This is a genomic window from Haloflavibacter putidus (genome assembly GCF_006546625.1).
Lineage (GTDB): Bacteria > Bacteroidota > Bacteroidia > Flavobacteriales > Flavobacteriaceae > Mesonia > Mesonia putida.
Genome location: NZ_VIAR01000015.1, coordinates 1 through 20,327 on the forward strand (window position 1 = coordinate 1; position 20,327 = coordinate 20,327).

Here is a 20,327-nt window from a genome sequence, read left to right on the forward strand (position 1 = left end):
AAACTGGTCGTAGTAAAGCAATCGGCATTGTCTGTGTTTTCTATTCGTACATAAATACTTGTGCAGTCTTGGGCTATGGCAGGCTCGTAAGCGCTTGGGTCCGGGATGGCCGTGGCAGGGTCGCCGGCATCGGCTTCGGCCTGGCTCTCGTAGTACGAAAAGCTAAAGTCTGCCGGGTCTTGACTGCCCAATATCGTGGTTTCGTTTTGGGTGAGCTCTACCGTCTCTCCCCCACCTTGATAGCAGAAGTTGATGGGTTCTGCTTCATTCGTTTCGGCTACTTCTAATGCAGTTATTTCAAAACTATTGTCGCTGGCATTACAGCTTCCTTCATCTGTGTCAGACACGCGTACATATATTGTCTGCCCGCCTGCTGTGGTGTTTTCAAAAGCATCTGGGGTGGTAATTGCATCGGTGCCGGCATCTGCATCACCTTGGCTTTCAAAATATTCTACCTGGAACTCTGCCGGGTCTAACCCATCTAACGCTAAAGCTTCATTGGCCGTTAAATCAAATATGGCAAAACCATCGTTATCGTTGTCACATTCTTCTAAGTCTTCTAAGTTGGTGCCGACGTTGATATCAGCATTACAAAGTTCAAAATTATCAGTTATGTAGCAACTCGTAAAATCACTGTTTTCTATTCTTACAAATAAGTCTACACAATCATTTGTTGGAAAGGGATAGTTTTCTGGATCTGTAATCGGACTTGTGCCGGCATCAGCATCTGCCTGAGATTCATAATAAATTACATTAAAGTTATCCGGATCTTGACTACCCAAAAATGTATTATTATTACTAAGCAAATTATAGGTAGAACCTTCTCCGGAGTTGCAAGTATTTATTTGCCCGATAGTTGCTTCAAAAACCGGTTCATCGTAAAAAGTAATTTCAATAACATCTGCAAAAACACTTCCCTCGGGATCTGTAATTTGTACTTGATAAATGCCAGAAGTACTAACATCTAAAGTTGGATTAGTTTCTCCAGGTAAATTATCATAATTACTTGTAGCTTCATTAAACACAGACCATTGATAGCTTGTTGCACCAGAAGTAGTAGCATCTAAAGTTTCTGTTCCTGCACCACAAATCTCTCTATCATCACCAAGTACAGGTTCTAAAATAGAGCAGTCTGTACTACCTACACCACCAGTCTGCTGCATACTAATAAAACCAGCATCTTGTGAATAATTGGTGATTACTATTATATATATCTCTCCTGGTTGCGTATTGGTTACACCAAAGGTTTCTATATCCTGACCAGAAAAATCACAACCATCATTAGGAGCGCCAGTTACACCAGGCACTTGGGTACTAGAATTCAAATTATTGCAATTATCTATAGAATCGAAAGGCCCCCAGGCTACAAAATCAACATCTAATCCTGTACCGTTTAAATTTGCTTGTGTATTTTGTTCTATAGTAAAGGTTAAATCTCCCCCATTTTCTATTTGCAAATAAAACCAAGCCGGATAGGGCTCTGACCCTAAACATCCATAATCTACGCCAGGCTCACCAACAGATTGATTGGAATTACCTGGATGCGCGTTAGGAAAAACAAGTTCACCACTACCCGCGCAGAACGGTCTTATTTCAGAGCATAAACCGGCAACCTCTCCAGTTACTTCAACGTTTGAGGTAACCACTTCGCTAATACAACCAAAGGCATCAATAATTGTAAGAGTTATTGTAAAAGTGCCGGTCTCGCCATAAGAATAATTAACATTCTGGCCTGTAGCAGTATCTCCATTGCCAAAATCCCACTGATAGGTAGCTCCATCAGAATCTACTTCAAAATTTCCTGCTCCCTGAAAAAGAATAGACTGGTTAAAAGAAATGGTATACGTATCTGTTCCTGCATCATATTCTGATGGCAAAACAGAGACAATACTCGGCGTTATTTCCTGACAAGGTTCTTTACAAGAAATTTCGGCTTCCCAACCAAAAGCATTACCTGGGAAAGCACTACCATCTGAAGTATACTCGAAGGTTAAACAACCTGAATTATTCATTCCTGATGGGAAGACCGTCCCGGGACTGTTCTGGTTGCTATAGCTTCCAATAACCGGTGATGCAGTACTATCACCATCATAAATAGTTAAGGTAAAACCACTAATAAGAATAAAATCTGTAAAATCAACCTGAACATCTGAGTTAACATCATCTGAGCAGATAGTAACTATTTCCGGCGCATCTAAAAAGTACAAGCCGGTGGTTGGATCGTGATCCTGAAAAGTTCCTGTACATAAACCAATAGATTGGCCGTCATCTGCATTCATATAGACATCTTGAGCTGTCAAAAAAATTGGCAGCAAACAAAATAATATAGTAAGGGAGTAAAAATTTTTCATAATTTAGGGTAAGTCTCTTCTATTGAATTTTAGTTGGGTTAAACTTTTCAATAACAATATAATAATTGGTATTATAAGCTCTATAAAAAACTTTATCGTCTTTATTAAAATAATTCAATTTATAATTTAAAGGATTGAATTTAGTTGGTTCAAATTGACCGTTTGGCTGTATAAGTTCTTTATTATAAACCGGCACTTCGGTTAAGTACTCGTATATATTTGGATCCTGTTCAAGCTTTACTATTTTTAACCGATTAGTAAATAAGTCTTTATAAAATTTCAGTTTATAATCGTTCTGTAAAACTAAAGCGTTAGCCTGTTGACCATATACTTCTTTTGCAAATTGGTCTAAATTTTCAAAATCCGGTTGGTAATAGCGTTCTTTAAAATCGTCCTGCTCCTGGGCGCTTAGATTTAGGCATAACAGCACCAGGACGGTAATAAGTAGGGGTTTTAGTTGGGTAATCATAGGGTGTTTTTTTATTTGAATTGCGAAAAATAACAAAAATATCTTAAAGAATTTAATATTGACCTTACTAATTTAACACAGCTTTAATATACAGTTTTTATCGGTCTACACACAAGTTTTTTTGAGGGTTTCGTTTAAAACCAAATTTCAAGGCTTTTTAACCACTCTATTATTTGTTTAAAAGATAAATAAGATAGTATTCGTAAGCTCAATTTTAAAAATTATACTAGCAATAAAGAAGAAAATAAACTTCTTTAGTTTTATAATTTCATTAAAAGTCTCCTAAAACATTCCGTAAAGGAAACAGCAATATTTCTATTGCAGATTATTTTGCCAATAAATTGTGCATTTTTTTTGCGTTTTATGCAGTATGTTTGCACAAAACTAAGCGTATGCAGCCCATACATATCTTGTTATTGATAGGCCTTTATTTTATTGTGCTTTTGCTTATTTCGTATTACACCGGAAAAACAGACAGTAATGCCGCATTTTTTAAAGCAGAAAGTAAATCGCCTTGGTATGTAGTGGCTTTTGGTATGATTGGCGCCTCGCTCTCTGGGGTAACTTTTATTTCTGTTCCTGGTTGGGTAAAAGATTCCCAATTTAGTTATATGCAAGTGGTCTTAGGCTATCTATTTGGCTATCTGGTTATTGTGTACGTGTTACTTCCCATTTATTATCGTTTAAATGTTACCAGTATTTACCAATATTTACAGCAACGCTTCGGGAAAGTAAGTTATAAAACCGGGGCCTTTTTCTTTTTTGTTTCCCGGGTTTTAGGCGCTTCTTTCAGACTGTTTTTGGTAGCAAGTGTGTTGCAGTATTTTGTGTTTGAAGATTGGGGTGTGCCGTTTTTTATAACCGTTATTCTTTCTATTTTATTGATATGGATTTATACCGCTCGCGGCGGAATTAAAACCATAGTTTGGACAGACACTTTGCAAACCCTGTTTATGCTTGGTTCTGTAGCCGTAGCTATCTATTTTATTTTAACAGAATTAGACTGGAGCATAAGCCAGGCAATACAAGCCAACGAAATTAAAGCCTATACTAAAACCTTCTTTTTAGACGACTTTTTGGCCAGAAATTACTTTTGGAAAAGTTTTCTTGGCGGTATGTTTATCACGATTTGTATGACAGGTTTAGATCAAGATATGATGCAAAAAAACCTTACTTGTCGCAATTTGAAAGAAGCCCAGAAAAACGTGCTTTCCTACAGTTTGGTTTTTATACCGGTAAACTTGGTGTTTTTATTTCTTGGCGCTCTCTTATTCGTCTACGCCAACCAACAAGGCATACAAATACCCAGTATGAACGGCGAAGCAAAAACAGATTTATTGTTTCCAGAAATTGCGCTTAATGGCAACTTGGGTTTTGGGCTCGGAATAATGTTTATTTTAGGACTAATTGCTGCTGCCTATTCTAGTGCAGACAGTGCTTTAACTTCACTAACTACCAGTTTTTGTGTTGATTTTCTAGATATTGAAAAAAAAGAAGCGCAATTGCAAAAAGGTTTACGAAAACGCGTCCATATTTTAATAAGTATTTTATTGGTTTTGGTAATTATTGCTTTTGAGTATTTTTTAACTTCTAACGTAATAGATTTACTATTAACCGCTGCCAGTTATACGTATGGACCACTTCTTGGCTTGTTTGCATTTGGTATTTTTACCAAAAAGAAAATAAAAGACCAATGGGTTTGGTTAGTCGCTTTAATATCTGTAGGACTTACTTTTGTATTAGGTAATTTACCCAGCAGTTATTTAGGCGGCTACCATTTTAATTACGAGTTGCTTATTGTAAACGGGCTGTTTACCTATTTAGGTTTAATATTGATTAGTAGAAAGCAAAACCAAGGTACAAGCCGGTAAAACTTCTATGCCTGCTTTTCGTAATTTCTCGTAAAATTCGGGGTTTTCTGTACCCGGATTAAAAATTACACGTTCCGGTTGTAAAGCAAGAATATAATCGTAATATTCTTTTTGGCGTTTAGGATTTAAATAAAGTGTAACCGTGTCTACATTCTCAAAATTCAGGTTTTCTGTCTCTATTAGCACATCTTCCACCACTCCTTTCCGTAAACCTAAAGCCAAAGTTGGTACCTTGTGTTTACGCAACTTTTTAATTGCCATATTAGAATACCTGCTTGTTTTTAAAGAAGCTCCTATAACCAAAGTTTTTTTCTCCATTGTATCATCTTTTTCTTTTACAAAGATACGCCCTTAATTTTCCTTTACGGAAAAGTTAAGGCTTTTAGCAATTTACTAACTATTGATAATCAAAGTGTTAAACTCTGTTAAGCTATGCAACAAAAGCAAATTTTATACGTCTTATATAGTGAGTGTTGGTTAGTATATTTGAATTAGCCTTTAAATTTATACACTAACAAATTCTATATAAGGTCTTGGGCTCACAAGCGCAAGACCTCTTTTTTTTACCAGCTTAAAATAGCGCTTCCCCAAGTAAATCCGCTTCCAAAAGCAGCTAAAACAATTTTATCGCCCTCTTTTACTTTGCCTTGTTCCCAAGCTTCCGATAAAGCTATAGGAATAGAAGCTGCGGTAGTATTTCCGTATTTCTGAATATTATTAAAAACCTGCGAATCTTTAAGTTTAAATTTTTGCTGAATAAACTGCGAAATACGCAAGTTAGCTTGATGCGGAATTAGCAAATCTATGTCACTTACCTCCATTCCGTTTTCGTTTAAACCTTCCATAATCACTTCCGAAAAGCGTTTTACCGCGTGTTTAAACACAAATTGCCCGTTCATATACGGGAAATACGGAATATCTTCTTGCGGATCTTCTGCGATAATCTCCGGCACCCAATGTTCTGTACTTGGCCCTTTTAAAGATAATTCTAAAGCGTGTTTCCCTTCAGAATGTAAATGTGTAGATAAAATGCCTTGGCCGTTATGGTCTGATCTGGTTAAAATTGCGGCTCCTGCCCCATCGCCAAAAATTACCGAAACACTGCGGCCACGCGTAGTCATATCTAGACCGCCACTATGGTTTTCGCTACCAATAAGCAATACATTTTTATACATTCCGGTTTTTATAAACTGGTCTGCTACAGATAAACCATAAATAAAACCACTGCACTGGTTGCGCACATCTAAAGCCGGACAAGTTTTTATGTCTAACATTTCTTGTACTTGCACGCCACAACCAGGAAAATAATAGTCTGGACTTAAAGTAGCAAATACAATTAAATCTATATCGTCTTTATTTATCTTGGCGCGTTCTAAGGCAATCTTGGCAGCATTTACGCCCATTTTTGCGGTAGAATTGCCATCGCCTTTTTTAATATGTCTTCTTTCTTGTATGCCGGTACGTTCTTGAATCCACGCATCGTTGGTGTCCATCTTTTTAGATAAATCGTTGTTGGTTACCACATTTTCTGGCACATAATGGCCTAAGCCGGCAATTTTGGATTGGTATAACATAGTATTTTTTTAATAACTATTGGGTGCGAAAGATACGTATTTCTATTTTACTTTACGGAAAAACTCTTATGCGTACATAATATTTACGGAAGTTTATAAAACAAAAAAAGCCGTTTTAAACCGGAGTTATAAACGACTTTTTTACCAATTTTAATTAACTAAAAACCAATAATTATTTTATATACTTTTCGTAATTTTTAATATCTATTTCTGCTTGTAAATCGTGTAGCAAATTATAAAGTCCAAAAAAGGTTCTGTTTATATATAAAAAGTGCTTGCTGCCACGATTACCATTCATTTTGCGTAGCTCTGTGTCTTTGCTGTATTTTTCGCTCAGGTTGGTAATTTTATTCCAAAAAGCTTCATCGGAAAAATCAAAAGTTTCTTCGTGAAACGGACTGGTAAATAAACTCAACATCTCATAAAACAGTTTAGAGAAATAATCTATTTCCCGTTGCGTATCGTCCGGGCGTAAAATTTCTAATTCTCTCAATTTAGCCAAAAAGAATTCGGGGTTGTTTATGTTTTCCGGTTTTGCCAACTCAAAATACGGCACATAAAAATCTTCTGGTACTTTTTTAATACACCCAAAATCTATGGCTATCAAATTACGCTCTGCATCTACCAAAAAGTTTCCCGGATGCGGGTCTGCGTGCACTTCTTTAAGTTCGTGCATTTGATACATATAAAAATCCCACAAAGCTTGCCCCAATTTATTACCTTCTTCTTTGGTAAAATCTTCTTTTACAAACTCGCTCAAATGCTTTCCTTCCATCCAGTCCATTGTAATAATGCGCTCACTGGAAAGATCTTCGTAGTATTTTGGGAATTTTAGATTGTCTATTTCCGCGCAAGCGAGAGAAATATGTTTACTCTGCTCTACTTCCAAAATATAATCGGTTTCTTCTAAAAGCTTTCCTTCTACTTCTTTAAAATACTTTTCGGAATCTTGGCCTTGCAAGTTGAACATTTTAATGGCAACGGGTTTTACCATTTTTAAATCAGAACTTATGCTTTCTGCCACCCCGGGATATTGGATTTTTACAGCCAATTTTCTACTGTCTTTTTCTGCTCGATGAACTTGCCCAATGCTGGCAGCATTAACAGATTCTGCCGTGAAAGCATCGTACAAATCTTCGGGATACGCGCCATTATATTTTTTAAAAGTTTTTCTAACCAATGGTGCAGAAAGTGGCGGCACACTAAATTGCGCCAAACTAAATTTTTCTACATAAGCGTTGGGCAGCAAACTTTTTTCCATAGAAAGCATTTGCGCTACTTTTAACGCGCTACCACGCAAGTTTTTAAGGCTGTCATAAATATCTTCTGCGTTGCTTTCATTTAGCTCGTCTCGCGTCAGATCACGGTCAAAGGCTTTTTTGCTGTAATATTTTAAGTAATTACCGCCAACTTTAACGCCGGTCTTCATCAACTCTGTTGTCCGACTCAGTTTTCCGGTAGGTATTTTGTCTATCGCTTTCATATCTTATGCCATTCGTTCTTTATACAGGAATTTTCCTAAATCTAATACTCGGTCTAATGGTGTGTTGTCAAAAACATCAAAAACCGTGTTTACAGATTTTTCTATTGCTACATCTGTCTTTTCAAATTCGGCAGAACTGTCGTCCATCCAAAATTTTAATAAAAACATGGTTTGCACCCAAGTAGCTTCAGAAAATATGCTTTCATTTTTCTGTAAAATTTTAGTTTGCTTTTCCTCGTTATCTTCTTGTATTAAAGTCTTGGCAAAATTTTTTATGTCTTTGCGCAAACCTTTTAATTGCGCTAAAGATTTCAACTTGTCTTTTTCTTCCTGCAACACAAAAAGAACATAACTACGGTTTAGGCTTAGCATTTCGAAAAACGTAAAATAAAAGGTGAGCAATTTTTCACGGCTTCCAAAATTGGCCGTTTCCGGACTTTTCTCTAATAGATCTATTGATTTCTGATGGAATTGATGCCAGATTTCTTCGCGTAAAGCTTGAAAGCTTCCAAAATGCTTATAGAAGTCTTCTTCTTTCGCTTTGTTTTCTTTTGTAAATTTATAAACTGTTTTAGGATGCTTTTCATGCTCCAAAACATAGTCCATATACTTACTTATCCAATTTGTTTTAGAAATGCTTTTCTTTTTTGTGGTTGTATTTTGTTTTTTGGCCATAATAATCTGATTTTTAGCAAAGATACTGTTTTGTTTAATTTTAATTATAATTTATTAAACAAAAGTTTGTTAAATTAATACTAGGTAATTAAGTTGCAAGTATCGTTCCTTTATACTACTGCTTGCAAGCTTTGTCGTAAAGATTACAAATAGTTAACGTTGGTTGTGGGATAAAACTTCTTTTCGCTTTACGGAAAAAAAAATTGCTGAAGTTTTTTTAACGAATAAAACCATATAAATTTATCCCTAGTAGCTTCCGTAAAGTAAACCTGTACATTTTCTTTACGGAAATATGCCAGTTTGTCACTCTTAAATAAGTGGTACTTTTTTTGACTTGATGAAGGCGAAGAATTTAAATTTAAAAAATAAATAAAATACGATATGGCAACAGGAAAAATTAATGTATCTGTAGAAAACATTTTTCCGCTTATTAAAAAGTTTTTGTACAGCGACCACGAAATCTTTTTGCGCGAATTAATTTCTAACGCTACCGATGCAACTTTAAAATTAAAACACCTTACCAACATTGGCGAAACCGATGTAGAATATGGTAACCCGGTTATTGAAGTTAAAGTAAATAAAGAGAACAACACCTTGCATATTACAGACCAAGGTATTGGAATGACCAAGGAAGAAGTAGAAAAATACATTAACGAAGTAGCTTTTTCCGGTGCCGAAGAGTTTTTAGAAAAGTATAAAGATTCTGCCAAAGACAGCGGCATTATTGGCCATTTTGGTTTAGGTTTCTACTCGGCTTTTATGGTTGCCAACAAAGTAGAGATTATTACAAAATCGTATAAAGATGCGCCAGCAGCGCACTGGATTTGCGAAGGAACCACAGAGTTTACCTTAGAAGACGCCGAGAAAAAAGAACACGGTACAGAAATTATCTTGCATATAAATGAAGAGGATAAAGAATTTTTAGAAGAAAATCGCATAGGCGAATTGTTGACCAAATACAACAAGTTTATGCCTATCCCTATAAAGTTTGGGACCAAAGAAAAAGAATTACCAAAAGCAGAAGATGCTCCAGAAGACGAAGAACCAAAAAAGGTAACGGTAGATAACATTATAAACAATCCGAACCCTGCTTGGACAAAGCAACCAACAGAGTTGGAAGATAAAGACTATAACAGTTTTTACCGCGAGCTTTACCCAATGCAATTTGAGGAGCCTTTGTTTCATATTCATTTAAATGTAGATTATCCGTTCAATCTGACGGGGATTTTGTATTTCCCAAAGCTTTCGAACGATATGACCATGCAACGGGACAAAATTCAGCTTTACCAAAACCAAGTTTTTGTAACCGATAATGTAGAGGGTATTGTTCCCGAGTTTTTAACGATGCTAAAAGGAGTTATCGACTCGCCAGACATTCCGTTAAACGTTTCAAGATCTTATTTACAAGCAGATGGCGCGGTAAAAAAGATTTCCAGTTATATTACCAGAAAAGTAGCCGATAAACTTAAATCGCTTTTCAACAACAACCGCGACGATTTTGAAAGCAAATGGAACGATATTAAAGTGGTTATAGAATACGGTATGCTTACCGAAGATAAATTCTTTAACAAGGCTCAAAAATTTGCCCTTTATCCAAGCGTAGACGAGCATTTTTACACTTTAGAAGAACTAAAAGAAAAAATAAAAGACGCGCAAACCGATAAAGATGGGAAAACCATTGTTTTATACGCTTCTAACAAAGACGAGCAACACAGTTATATAGAAACCGCCAAAGCAAAAGGTTATGAAGTATTACTTTTAGACTCGCCTATCGTGCCGCATTTAATTCAGAAATTAGAGAGCGAAAACGAAAAGCTTTCTTTTGTGCGTGTAGATAGCGATCAAATAGACAATCTTATTAAAAAAGACGACGACAAAACTTCTAAACTTTCTGAAGAAGAGCAAGAAGCTTTAAAAACCGCTTTTGAAAAAGTTGTACCAAAAGAAAAATATACGGTGCAATTGCAAGCGATGGATAGTGATGCCGCACCACTTATTATTACCCAACCGGAGTTTATGCGCCGTATGAAAGAGATGCAGCAAACCGGCGGCGGTATGATGGGAATGGGCAATATGCCGGAAATGTATAATTTGGCGGTAAACACCAATCACCCGTTAAGCAGTGATATCTTGAGCTTAGAAAAAGACGAGAAAAAAGAAGAAGTAATCAAACAAGCTTTAGACTTGGCGCGTTTATCTCAAAATTTATTAAAGGGAGAAGAACTTACCAATTTTGTAAAACGCAGTTTTGATTTAATTCAGAACAAACAAGCGCAATAAAAAGCGATAAATTTTACATAAGTAGCTGTCTCAGGACACGGTTTTTTACTGCAGCAGAAAATTAGGATTTATAACTCACCAATTTTCTACTTCGGTTTAACCGAAAAAAACAATAAGTTTTTAGTTTTGAGACAGCTTCTTTTATTTTTACCGAAATATTTAACGTATGCATAAAATTACTTCTCTTAGCTTCCTTTTAATTGCCTTAATTTTATTTAGCGCTTGCAAAGACAAGCCGGCAGAAAAGACTAACAATGTTGCGCCCAAAAAGACAGAAGAAACCAACAAGAAATTACGACCTTTTATAAAAAATATTGCGCAAACTCACGAGCAAGAAGAATTTTTAAAGTTTGATGCCTTGGGTTTTAATCTTGCTTTAACTTTAAAAGACACCAAGCTGGAGGCAAGATTTATACAAGCTATCAAGCAAGAAAAGTTACTTATAACCAAGCAAAACGGCAATAAAATATTCTTTACGGAAGAAGGAGCTTTTGCCACGCCAAATAGCTATTCTCCTACCCCAACCGAAAAACAAGCTTTACTTTGGGCTTCTCTTTTTACGCTTCCGCAGAAAATAAATACCTATAAAGGCGATTGGACAGATAAAAAAGAACAAATTTTATTAGAGGATACTTTAACAAGCTTTGAATTTTCCCCGAAAGAGAACTTAAAAAACAGCATAAAAAACCTGCGTGTTTTTACCGATAAAAAAACCAACTTGGTAAAAGCCGTAAAGGTAGAAAACGCCTCTAAAGTAAAACCCCAAACTTTTGTGGTGTTTTACGAGCACTACTACACTACCAAAAAAATACCGGTTTGCAGTAGCTGGAAAATTTATTCCTGGTCTGCCAACACCAATAAAACAGACGAGCAAATTGGTAATGCTCGTATTGAAAATTTAAAATTTTTAACCGGAAATTATAGTAGTTTTAAGGTTCCGGAAAACGCAAGAAAAATTGCTATATAAAGAACGTAAATTGCACATTTTAAAAGCTTGGTAAAAAAAATAATACTCTTATCTTTGTGCCTTAAATTTTACCCATGATAAAAATCACTTTACCGGACGGAAGTATAAAAGAATTTGAGCAAGGTACTACAGTTTTAGAAGTAGCCGAAAGCATTAGTCAAGGTTTGGCTAGAAATGTACTTTCTGCAAAGTTTAACGGAGAAACCGTAGAAACCAAAACCAAACTTACCCAAGATGGTGATTTGATACTTTTTACCTGGAAAGATGACGAAGGCAAAAAAGCATTTTGGCACAGTTCTGCCCACGTGTTGGCGCAAGCTTTACAAGAATTATATCCCGGAATAAAATTAACCATTGGCCCAGCCATTGAAAATGGTTTTTATTATGACGTAGATTTTGGGGAGCATAAAATCTCTGACAACGATTTTAAAAAGATAGAAGATAAAATGCTGGAAATCTCGCGTCAAAAACACGAATTTGAACTGCGGGAAGTTTCTAAAGCAGACGCCCTCTCTTATTATAAAGAAGAAAACAATCCGTATAAAGTAGAATTGATAGAAAATCTACAAGATGGCGATATTACTTTTTGCGACCATGCTACTTTTACAGATTTATGCCGCGGCGGCCACATTCCAAACACCGGCGTGATAAAAGCGGTAAAGTTAATGAGCGTTGCCGGCGCATATTGGCGTGGCGATGAACACAATCCGCAATTAACAAGAGTTTACGGAATAAGTTTTCCGAAGCAAAAAGAACTTAAAGAATATTTGGCTTTATTGGAAGAAGCCAAAAAACGCGATCACCGCAAATTAGGAAGAGAATTACAGCTATTTACCTTTTCGCAAAGAGTAGGACAAGGTTTACCGCTTTGGTTACCAAAAGGAGCTGCTTTGCGCGAACGTTTAGAAAATTTTCTTAAAAAAGCACAGCAAAAAGCCGGATACGAACAAGTAGTTTCGCCACATATTGGCCAGAAAGAATTGTATGTAACTTCGGGACATTACGCAAAATATGGGGAAGACAGCTTTCAGCCTATAAAAACACCCAACGAAAACGAGGAGTTTTTATTAAAACCAATGAACTGTCCGCACCACTGCGAAATTTATAATGCTGTTTCGTGGAGTTATCGTGACTTACCCAAGCGCTTTGCAGAATTTGGTACAGTTTATCGTTACGAGCAAAGTGGTGAGTTGCACGGTTTAACAAGAGTAAGAGGTTTTACCCAAGACGATGCGCATATTTTTTGCACGCCAGACCAATTGGACGAAGAGTTTAAAAAAGTAATCGATTTGGTGTTGTATGTTTTCGGGTCTTTAGGATTTGAAAACTTTACCGCGCAAGTTTCTTTACGCGACCAAGAAAATAAAGAAAAATACATAGGTTCTGACGAAAATTGGGAAAAGGCCGAAAACGCAATTATCAACGCTGCTAAAGAAAAAGGTTTAAATTATGTTGTAGAAACCGGTGAAGCTGCTTTTTATGGTCCAAAATTAGACTTTATGGTAAAAGATGCTTTGGGCAGAAGTTGGCAATTGGGTACAATTCAAGTAGATTATAATCTACCGGAACGTTTTGACTTAACCTATAAAGGCAGTGATAACGAAGAACACAGACCGGTTATGATACACCGTGCACCTTTTGGCAGTATGGAGCGTTTTGTAGCAATTTTATTAGAGCATACCGGCGGGAATTTCCCATTATGGTTAATGCCAGAGCAAGCTATTGTGCTCTCGTTGAGTGAAAAATATGAAAAATACACAAAAAAAGTTTTAAATTTATTAGAAAATCACGAAATTCGCGGTACGAGCGATAATAGAAGTGAAACCGTTGGCAAGAAAATACGGGAGGCAGAAATGAATAAACTCCCTTATATGTTGATTGTTGGAGAGCAAGAAGAAAAAGACGGCACGGTTTCTGTTCGTAAACACGGTGGAGAAGATTTGGGAGCAATGCCTATAGAAGAATTTGCAAGCCTTATAAACCGAGAAATAAATGCTTCTCTCAAAACATTTGAAGTTTAATTTAAAAATAAATAGCCATAGCAATTCGTAGAAAAAAATCCAGAGCGCCTTATAGAAAGGTAAAAGAAGATCCGCATAGAATTAATGATAAAATTCGTGCCAAAGAAGTTCGTTTAGTAGGAGATAATGTAGAAATGGGTGTATACCCTATCCAAAAAGCTTTATCCATTGCAGAAGAATTGGGCTTAGATTTGGTCGAAATTTCGCCAAATGCAAAGCCTCCTGTTGTAAAAGCAATGGAATATAAAAAGTTTTTATACGAACAAAAGAAGCGCGAAAAAGCCATGAAGCAAAAAGCTTCTAAAGTGGTGGTAAAAGAAATTCGGTTTGGTCCCAATACAGACGACCACGATTATGAATTTAAGAAAAACCACGCGCAAAAATTTTTAGAAGAAGGTGCAAAACTAAAAGCTTACGTTTTCTTTAAAGGTAGATCTATTGTTTTTAAAGACAAAGGAGAAATCTTACTTTTGCGTTTAGCGCAAGATTTAGAAGAATACGGCAAAGTAGAGCAAATGCCAAAAATGGAAGGTAAACGTATGAATATGTTTATTGCCCCAAAAAAGAGCAAATAAAAGAATTATAAGCAGCGATAATAATAAACAAGGATAATTATGCCTAAAATGAAAACAAAATCCAGTGCCAAAAAGCGTTTTAAGCTTACCGGTACCGGTAAAATTAAAAGAAAGCACGCGTTTAAAAGCCACATTTTAACAAAGAAGTCTAAAAAACGTAAGCTTAAATTAACTCACAGTACTTTGGTACACAAAGCAGATGAGGACAATGTTAAACTGCAATTACGTTTAAAGTAATTCGGTTTAACCGGTTAAAACAATTATATAACCCTGGAGTCAGGCCTTTACAAGTGCCGTAGTAAAAACAAAAACGGACGCCTGCTACAAAAAAACAAGTAAATTATGCCAAGATCAGTAAATTCAGTTGCTTCTAGAGCCCGAAGAAAAAAGGTAATGAAGCAAGCCAAAGGTTATTTCGGTAGACGTAAAAACGTTTGGACAGTAGCTAAAAACGCGGTAGACAAAGCAATGTTGTATGCTTATAGAGACCGCAAAACCAAAAAGAGAAATTTTCGTACCTTATGGATTACCCGTATTAATGCGGCCGCCCGTTTGCACGGAATGTCTTACTCGCAGTTTATGGGAAAAGTAAAAGCTAACGATATTCAGTTAAACCGAAAGGTTTTAGCAGACTTAGCAATGAACAACCCAGAAGCGTTTGAAGCTATTGTAAATAAAGTAAAATAAAATACAACATATAATCCTGCTTATAATAAAAGTTGTTTTGAAGCGTAAAAACTTTAAAACAACTTTTTTTATGCCTGATTTTTAGGGTTGGGAGTTAATTTTTAAGTCAACAAAAATGTTAATATAACCGCAATCAAAAATTGTTTACGGTTAGAAAAACGGACTTCTGTTACGCTCAGTCTGATGTTTGAAACAAATATATACTTAAAGATAAGAAACTAATACCCTCTTAAGACTTTATAAAATAGATCTTAGTGTTATTTCTTAAAACGCATGTAAATGGTTTCTTCTTCCGGAATACCAACATATAAGTTTTCTATTTCAAATTCAGACTCGCTTATAATAGTAATTTCAAATTCGGTTGAAAGATCCGGATTAAATTGTGGCGTTAAAACTATGGTGTTTCCTTCTATTTCATAAAAAAAAGTATCTGTAGTTGGGTTTTGTGCTTCAGATTTAACCACCCTATTTTCATCTATAAAATGTAGGGTAGCTCGCCCCTCTACTGGCGAAGTTTCTGTATAAATACCATCCAAATTGGTTGTATTAATAATATCATCGTCTTGGTTACAAGCTAGAATGCTTACTACAAGAACTAAAGCTAAAATTTTATTTTTTTTCATAATTTAAGTGAAATTTAAAAAATCCTTTAAATATAAGCTATTTTTTAACTATCACTTTAGCGTTTTGTATTCTCAGCTACTAAAAATAACGCTCAGAGTTCAATCTTTTTATTGGTAGGTTTTTAATGAACTAACTATGGAGTATCTATGGAGTATCTATGGAGTATCTACGGAGTATCTGTGAACTGTTTTAGCAAAAAATAACGCTAAAAGAATTAACTTCAAAAGACTTTTTCTTGCAAGATGTGTTGTTTATTAATCTAAAAATTAGGTTTGATGTATCACTTCCGTAAAGAAAAAAACACCCTACTCCCCTATTATAGTTATCACCAAGGATCTAGCAGAAGCCTCGTTTCTAAATTCACCCAAATAAATGCCCTGCCAAGTACCCAAATTAAGCTTTCCGTTGGTTATAGGAATCTCTAAACTCGTACCAAATAAAGTGCTTTTAATATGTGCGGGCATATCGTCCGGTCCTTCTTGGGTATGTGTATAGTAAGACTGATTTTCGGGAACCATTTTATTAAAATGCGTTTCAAAATCTGTTCTAACACTCGGGTCTGCCGACTCGTTTATACAAACTCCGGCAGAAGTATGTTTTATAAAAACTTTAAAGAGTCCGGTTTTTATCTTTCCTAAGCCTTCTGTTTTCTCCAAGATTTCTTGCGTAATCAAATGCACTCCTCGCGATTTTGCAGCTAGTTTTATTTGGGTTTGGTATAGCTTCATATTACTCGGTTGGTTTTTAATTAATTATTAGCTAAATTTAATGGTAATTCAAGGTTTATGCAAGGTTTTCGTTTTTTTGTGCTTCTTTTGTTTAGTACCGGAATGTTGTTTTCACAGCAAGTAGATTTTACCAATATTCGATTTCAAAAATTTTACAAAGTAGGCAAAACCAACAAAGTTTTTATGCCTTTGGGCGAAATTTCTTTTGCCGATAAGATTATTTCCTTCCGCCAAGGAAAACCTAAAGCCAAGCCACAATTTAGCAATCCTAAAAATGCTTTAGGTGCTCCCGATTATGTGAAATATCCCGATAACACTTATCTCTCTTTGGGTTGTTATGGGGAGTTGGTAGTGCAATTTCAAAACAATGGTTTTATTAATATAGACGGACCGGATTTGTACTTTTTTGAAGTTGGTCCCTCTGTTGAAGCTTTTGATGTAGAAATTTCAGTAGACGGTAAAAATTGGATTTATGTAGGCGATACTTGCGGCGGTTCGAGTTATGTAGATATCGCTTCCGCGGAAGAAAACGCAGTGCGAAATATATATTATTACATAAAATTAACCGATTTAGGCAACTTTTGCGACGGTCCGACAGCGGGCGCAGATATAGATGCCATTGGCGCAATTGGCGGGGTTTTAAAAGTAAATATAAACGCACAGGTTTTGTTTGATGTAGATAAGCATAACCTAAAAAAAGAAGCAGCTAAAGCCTTGGATAATTTTCTGCAGGCCTTAAAGAAAATACCAAAAGCCGAAATAATTATAGAAGGGCATACAGATAACCAGGCTTCCGAAGCTTATAATTTAACGCTGGGAGAAAACCGGGCAAAACGCGTAAAGAAATACATATTAAAAAATATAAAAAAACCCGAAAATTATGGGATAACTACCAAATCTTTTGGAGAGAATAAACCACTTGCTACCAACCAAACCAAAACCGGAAGGCAACAAAACCGGCGGGTAGAAATAATTGTCTTGCCGGAAAAGGAGTTTTATAAGAGTCCGGAATAGTGGGGATTAGGGATTGGTTAAATAGTGAACTTGTAATGCAAAAATCCATTGTTTAAAATCTTGCTTACCGCTTACGGCGTATAGCTTACAGCCTAAAGCTTATCAATTAGGTTTTTTGCTTTTTCTTTTTGGCTGCAGGAAAAAGTACGTTGTTTAAAATAAGGCGATAGCCTGGCGAATTGGGGTGTAACTCCAACTCAGTTTTTGGATCGCCTACTTTGTGCTGGTAATCTTCCGGGTCGTGCCCACCATAAAAGGTAAAAAAGCCTTTACCTTTAATACCGTGAATGTAGCGTGCTTCTCCGTTGGTTTTATTTTGCCCCATTACCAAAACATTTGCTTTTATTTGTTCTATATCAAAAGCGGTGGTTTGCCCCATAAAGCCTTTTACTAAAGATGTATGGTTTTGGCATAACATAGTAGGAATAGGATCCCACTTTGCACTATAATTCATCAAGCTAAAATAATCTGTTTCTTTAGGAATTTTTCGTTTGGTAGTCATATCTATGGACGAAAACTCGTAAACCATCGGGCTGCGTTCCAAAACAAAATCTGTAAAGGCAAAGGTGTTGTTGTAATCAATCTTACTTTGGTAACCGGGATTGCTTTCATCGCCATCAAACATAGGTTCTGCAATATCTACGCCGTCTGCAGAGAGGGCAATATCAAAACTATCTGTTGCGCTGCACATAGCAAACATAAAGCCACCGCCAATCACGTAATCACGTATTCTTTTGGCAACTGCCAGTTTTTCTTCAGAAACTTTATCGTAACCTAATTCTGCGGCTAAATTTTCGGCATTTTTCTTTTCTTCTATATACCAAGGTGCAGCACGATAACGGGCATAAAATTTACCATATTGACCGGTAAAATCTTCGTGGTGCAAGTGCAACCAATCGTATAATAAAAGTTCGTCTTCTAAAACCTGACTATCATAAACTGTTTCATACGGAATCTCGGCATAGGTTAAAACCATTGTAACCGCATCGTCCCAGGGAGCGTTACCGGAAGGTGTATAAACTGCAATTTTTGGCGCTTTTTCTAAAACCACAGCTTCCATATTTTTAGACGGACTTTCGATGGTTTTTAGAATAGTTTCTGTTCTAGCATTGCTTAAAACTTCAAAAGAAACGCCTCTAATTTTACATTCTTTCCGTAAATTTTCGGTATCGGGCATCAAAAAAGAGCCGCCTCTATAATTGAGCAACCATTTTACTTTTTGTTGTTTTTTTAAGGTCCAATACGTTATTCCGTAGGCTTTTAAATGATCTTTCTGCGAAGTATCGTCCATTGGGATTAAAATGTAAGATGCGAAAGATGCAAAAGGCATCCATAAACAAAACAGCACAAAAAACAGTTTCTTTTTCATAGCAGAAAGATAAACAAATTTTGGTCTAATACCAGTAGTTACCGGTAATTAAAACGGCACATCATCATCACTATCGCGATTAATAGCACTACCAAAAGCTTCGTCTGGCGACGGGAAACTAGCTTTACTTTCGCCAAACGGATTGTCGTCGTTATCGTTTAATTTGGAATGAAATTCTTGTGGCGCATCAAAAGTTTCGAGGTTATCAAATTTACCAAGTTGGCCAATAAATTTCAAGCGTACATTATCCAAACCACCATTCCGGTGTTTAGCAATAATAAATTCGGCTTGACCGTCTGTAGGACTTTGTTCTTCATCATCCCAGGTATCTATCTTGTAGTATTCGGGTCGGTAAATAAAAGACACAATATCTGCATCCTGCTCGATAGCTCCGGATTCCCGTAAATCTGATAATAAAGGACGTTTACTGCCGCCTCGTGTTTCTACCGCACGCGATAATTGCGAAAGTGCAATAACCGGTACATTTAATTCTTTTGCCAGCGCTTTTAAGTTTCTAGAAATAGTAGAGATTTCTTGCTCTCTATTACCGCCTTTTTGATTATTGCCACCCGTCATTAACTGTAAGTAATCTATCACTATTAGACGAATACCATGTTTGGAAGAAAGCCTTCTAGCTTTTGCCCGTAAATCAAAAATAGAAAGCGAAGGCGTATCGTCTATAAATAATGGCGCTTTTTCCAGGCCTTTTACTTTTACGTTTAGCTGTTCCCACTCATCTTTCCGCAAATCGCCGGTTCTAAGTTTATCGGATTCTAACCCGGTTTCCGAAGAAATTAATCGGGTAATTAACTGTACGGAAGACATTTCTAAAGAGAAAAATGCAACCGGTATATTTTGACCCACCGCTATATTTCTGGCCATAGAAAGCGTGAGTGCGGTTTTACCCATCCCGGGACGTGCTGCCACGATAATTAAATCGCTGGGCTGCCAGCCGGAAGTTAATTCGTCTACACGTGCAAATCCGGAAGGCACTCCGCTTAAACCTTCTTTATTTGATATTTCTTCGATTTTCTTTTTGGCCTGAATTACTAAATCTTTGGCCGTTTCTGAAGAGCGTTTAATGTTGCCTTGGGTAACTTCGTAGAGTTTGTTTTCTGCACTATCTAATAACTCAAAAACATCGGTACTTTCGTCGTAAGCCTCTTCAATAATCTCGTTGGAAATTTTAATAAGACTACGCTGAATATATTTTTGTAGAATTATACGAGCGTGAAATTCTAAGTGGGCAGAAGAGGAAACTTTTTGGGTTAATTGAATTAAATAATAATCGCCGCCAATTTGTTCTAATTTTCCATCTTTTTTTAACTGGCTCGAAACCGTTAATAAATCTATTGGCTCTGTATTTATAAATAACGTATGAATGGCTTCAAAGATGTGCTGGTGGGCTTGTCTATAAAAAACTTCGTTGTGAAGCGTATCAATAACTTCGTCTACCCCTTTTTTATCAATCATCATCGCGCCAAGCACAACTTCCTCTAAATCAACTGCTTGCGGAGGTAATTTGCCTTTTTCCAGGTTTACGATATTCCCTTTTCCGGTTTTAAACTGTTGCGATGTGCTGACTTTTTCCATACTGCGAATGTAAATAAATTGTTAAGATATAAGCGTTAAATCTTCG

At 36.3% G+C, this 20,327-nt stretch carries 18 protein-coding genes; 8 read left to right on the plus strand and 10 right to left on the minus strand.

The features are described from left to right. On the minus strand, positions 1-2,351 hold a 2,351-nt coding region (locus FKR84_RS12165; RefSeq protein WP_141422593.1), incomplete at its 3' end, for a PKD domain-containing protein. A gap of 19 nt (positions 2,352-2,370) precedes the next feature. Beyond that, positions 2,371-2,820, minus strand: a complete 450-nt coding sequence (locus tag FKR84_RS12170; RefSeq protein WP_141422594.1) for a hypothetical protein — start codon at positions 2,818-2,820, stop codon at positions 2,371-2,373. A 392-nt stretch (positions 2,821-3,212) separates the two neighbouring features. Here FKR84_RS12170 and FKR84_RS12175 point away from each other — a divergent pair, with 392 nt between their 5' ends. Continuing rightward, positions 3,213-4,691, plus strand: a complete 1,479-nt coding sequence (locus FKR84_RS12175; protein ID WP_141422595.1) for a sodium:solute symporter — start codon at positions 3,213-3,215, stop codon at positions 4,689-4,691. On the opposite strand, the gene FKR84_RS12180 is transcribed toward FKR84_RS12175, so the two are convergent. From FKR84_RS12180 to FKR84_RS12195, 4 genes are all read right to left on the minus strand, one after another. Continuing rightward, positions 4,647-5,009, minus strand: coding sequence for a CoA-binding protein (locus FKR84_RS12180; RefSeq protein WP_141422596.1), 363 nt, complete (start codon positions 5,007-5,009; stop codon positions 4,647-4,649). The two genes, FKR84_RS12175 and FKR84_RS12180, sit on opposite strands and share 45 nt — an antisense overlap. A gap of 245 nt (positions 5,010-5,254) precedes the next feature. Further along, on the minus strand, positions 5,255-6,265 hold the full coding sequence (locus tag FKR84_RS12185) for a 3-oxoacyl-ACP synthase III family protein (RefSeq protein WP_141422597.1): 1,011 nt from the start codon (positions 6,263-6,265) through the stop codon (positions 5,255-5,257). A 172-nt stretch (positions 6,266-6,437) separates the two neighbouring features. After that, positions 6,438-7,748 carry an ABC1 kinase family protein gene (locus tag FKR84_RS12190; RefSeq protein ID WP_141422598.1) on the minus strand — a complete coding sequence of 437 codons (1,311 nt, stop codon included), beginning with the start codon at positions 7,746-7,748 and terminating at the stop codon, positions 6,438-6,440. A gap of 3 nt (positions 7,749-7,751) precedes the next feature. Beyond that, positions 7,752-8,423, minus strand: a complete 672-nt coding sequence (locus FKR84_RS12195) for a TetR family transcriptional regulator C-terminal domain-containing protein (protein WP_141422599.1) — start codon at positions 8,421-8,423, stop codon at positions 7,752-7,754. A 381-nt stretch (positions 8,424-8,804) separates the two neighbouring features. Here FKR84_RS12195 and htpG point away from each other — a divergent pair, with 381 nt between their 5' ends. The 6 genes from htpG to rplT all read left to right on the plus strand — a co-directional run bounded on the left by htpG (position 8,805) and on the right by rplT (position 14,953). Then, positions 8,805-10,703 (plus strand): molecular chaperone HtpG, encoded by a 1,899-nt coding sequence (htpG, locus tag FKR84_RS12200; protein ID WP_141422600.1) that lies wholly within the window; start codon positions 8,805-8,807, stop codon positions 10,701-10,703. 166 nt (positions 10,704-10,869) lie between these two features. Further along, on the plus strand, positions 10,870-11,670 hold the full coding sequence (locus FKR84_RS12205) for a hypothetical protein (RefSeq protein ID WP_141422601.1): 801 nt from the start codon (positions 10,870-10,872) through the stop codon (positions 11,668-11,670). A gap of 74 nt (positions 11,671-11,744) precedes the next feature. Further along, positions 11,745-13,691 carry a threonine--tRNA ligase gene (thrS, locus tag FKR84_RS12210; protein ID WP_141422602.1) on the plus strand — a complete coding sequence of 649 codons (1,947 nt, stop codon included), beginning with the start codon at positions 11,745-11,747 and terminating at the stop codon, positions 13,689-13,691. Between the two features lie 23 nt (positions 13,692-13,714). Next, entirely contained in the window at positions 13,715-14,266 is a 552-nt protein-coding gene (gene infC, locus FKR84_RS12215) for a translation initiation factor IF-3 (protein ID WP_262710724.1), read from the plus strand. Positions 14,267-14,305: 39 nt separating this feature from the next. Next, the gene (gene rpmI, locus FKR84_RS12220; RefSeq protein ID WP_141422604.1) at positions 14,306-14,503 is read left to right on the plus strand and encodes a 50S ribosomal protein L35; all 198 of its coding nucleotides are present in this window, start codon (positions 14,306-14,308) and stop codon (positions 14,501-14,503) included. A 105-nt stretch (positions 14,504-14,608) separates the two neighbouring features. Beyond that, positions 14,609-14,953: a 50S ribosomal protein L20 gene (rplT, locus tag FKR84_RS12225; protein WP_141422605.1), complete on the plus strand. Its 345-nt coding sequence runs from the start codon at positions 14,609-14,611 to the stop codon at positions 14,951-14,953. A 257-nt stretch (positions 14,954-15,210) separates the two neighbouring features. Here the strand turns inward: rplT and FKR84_RS12230 are convergent, their stop codons facing one another. Further along, positions 15,211-15,576: a hypothetical protein gene (locus tag FKR84_RS12230; protein ID WP_141422606.1), complete on the minus strand. Its 366-nt coding sequence runs from the start codon at positions 15,574-15,576 to the stop codon at positions 15,211-15,213. A gap of 306 nt (positions 15,577-15,882) precedes the next feature. Beyond that, positions 15,883-16,305, minus strand: a complete 423-nt coding sequence (locus FKR84_RS12235) for a secondary thiamine-phosphate synthase enzyme YjbQ (RefSeq protein ID WP_141422607.1) — start codon at positions 16,303-16,305, stop codon at positions 15,883-15,885. 57 nt (positions 16,306-16,362) lie between these two features. Here FKR84_RS12235 and FKR84_RS12240 point away from each other — a divergent pair, with 57 nt between their 5' ends. After that, positions 16,363-17,319 carry an OmpA family protein gene (locus FKR84_RS12240; RefSeq protein ID WP_141422608.1) on the plus strand — a complete coding sequence of 319 codons (957 nt, stop codon included), beginning with the start codon at positions 16,363-16,365 and terminating at the stop codon, positions 17,317-17,319. 106 nt (positions 17,320-17,425) lie between these two features. Here the strand turns inward: FKR84_RS12240 and FKR84_RS12245 are convergent, their stop codons facing one another. Continuing rightward, the gene (locus FKR84_RS12245; protein ID WP_233357764.1) at positions 17,426-18,688 is read right to left on the minus strand and encodes an asparagine synthetase B; all 1,263 of its coding nucleotides are present in this window, start codon (positions 18,686-18,688) and stop codon (positions 17,426-17,428) included. 48 nt (positions 18,689-18,736) lie between these two features. Further along, complete coding sequence (gene dnaB / locus FKR84_RS12250) at positions 18,737-20,281, minus strand: replicative DNA helicase (protein ID WP_141422609.1); 1,545 nt, start codon at positions 20,279-20,281, stop codon at positions 18,737-18,739. Positions 20,282-20,327 lie beyond the last annotated feature (46 nt).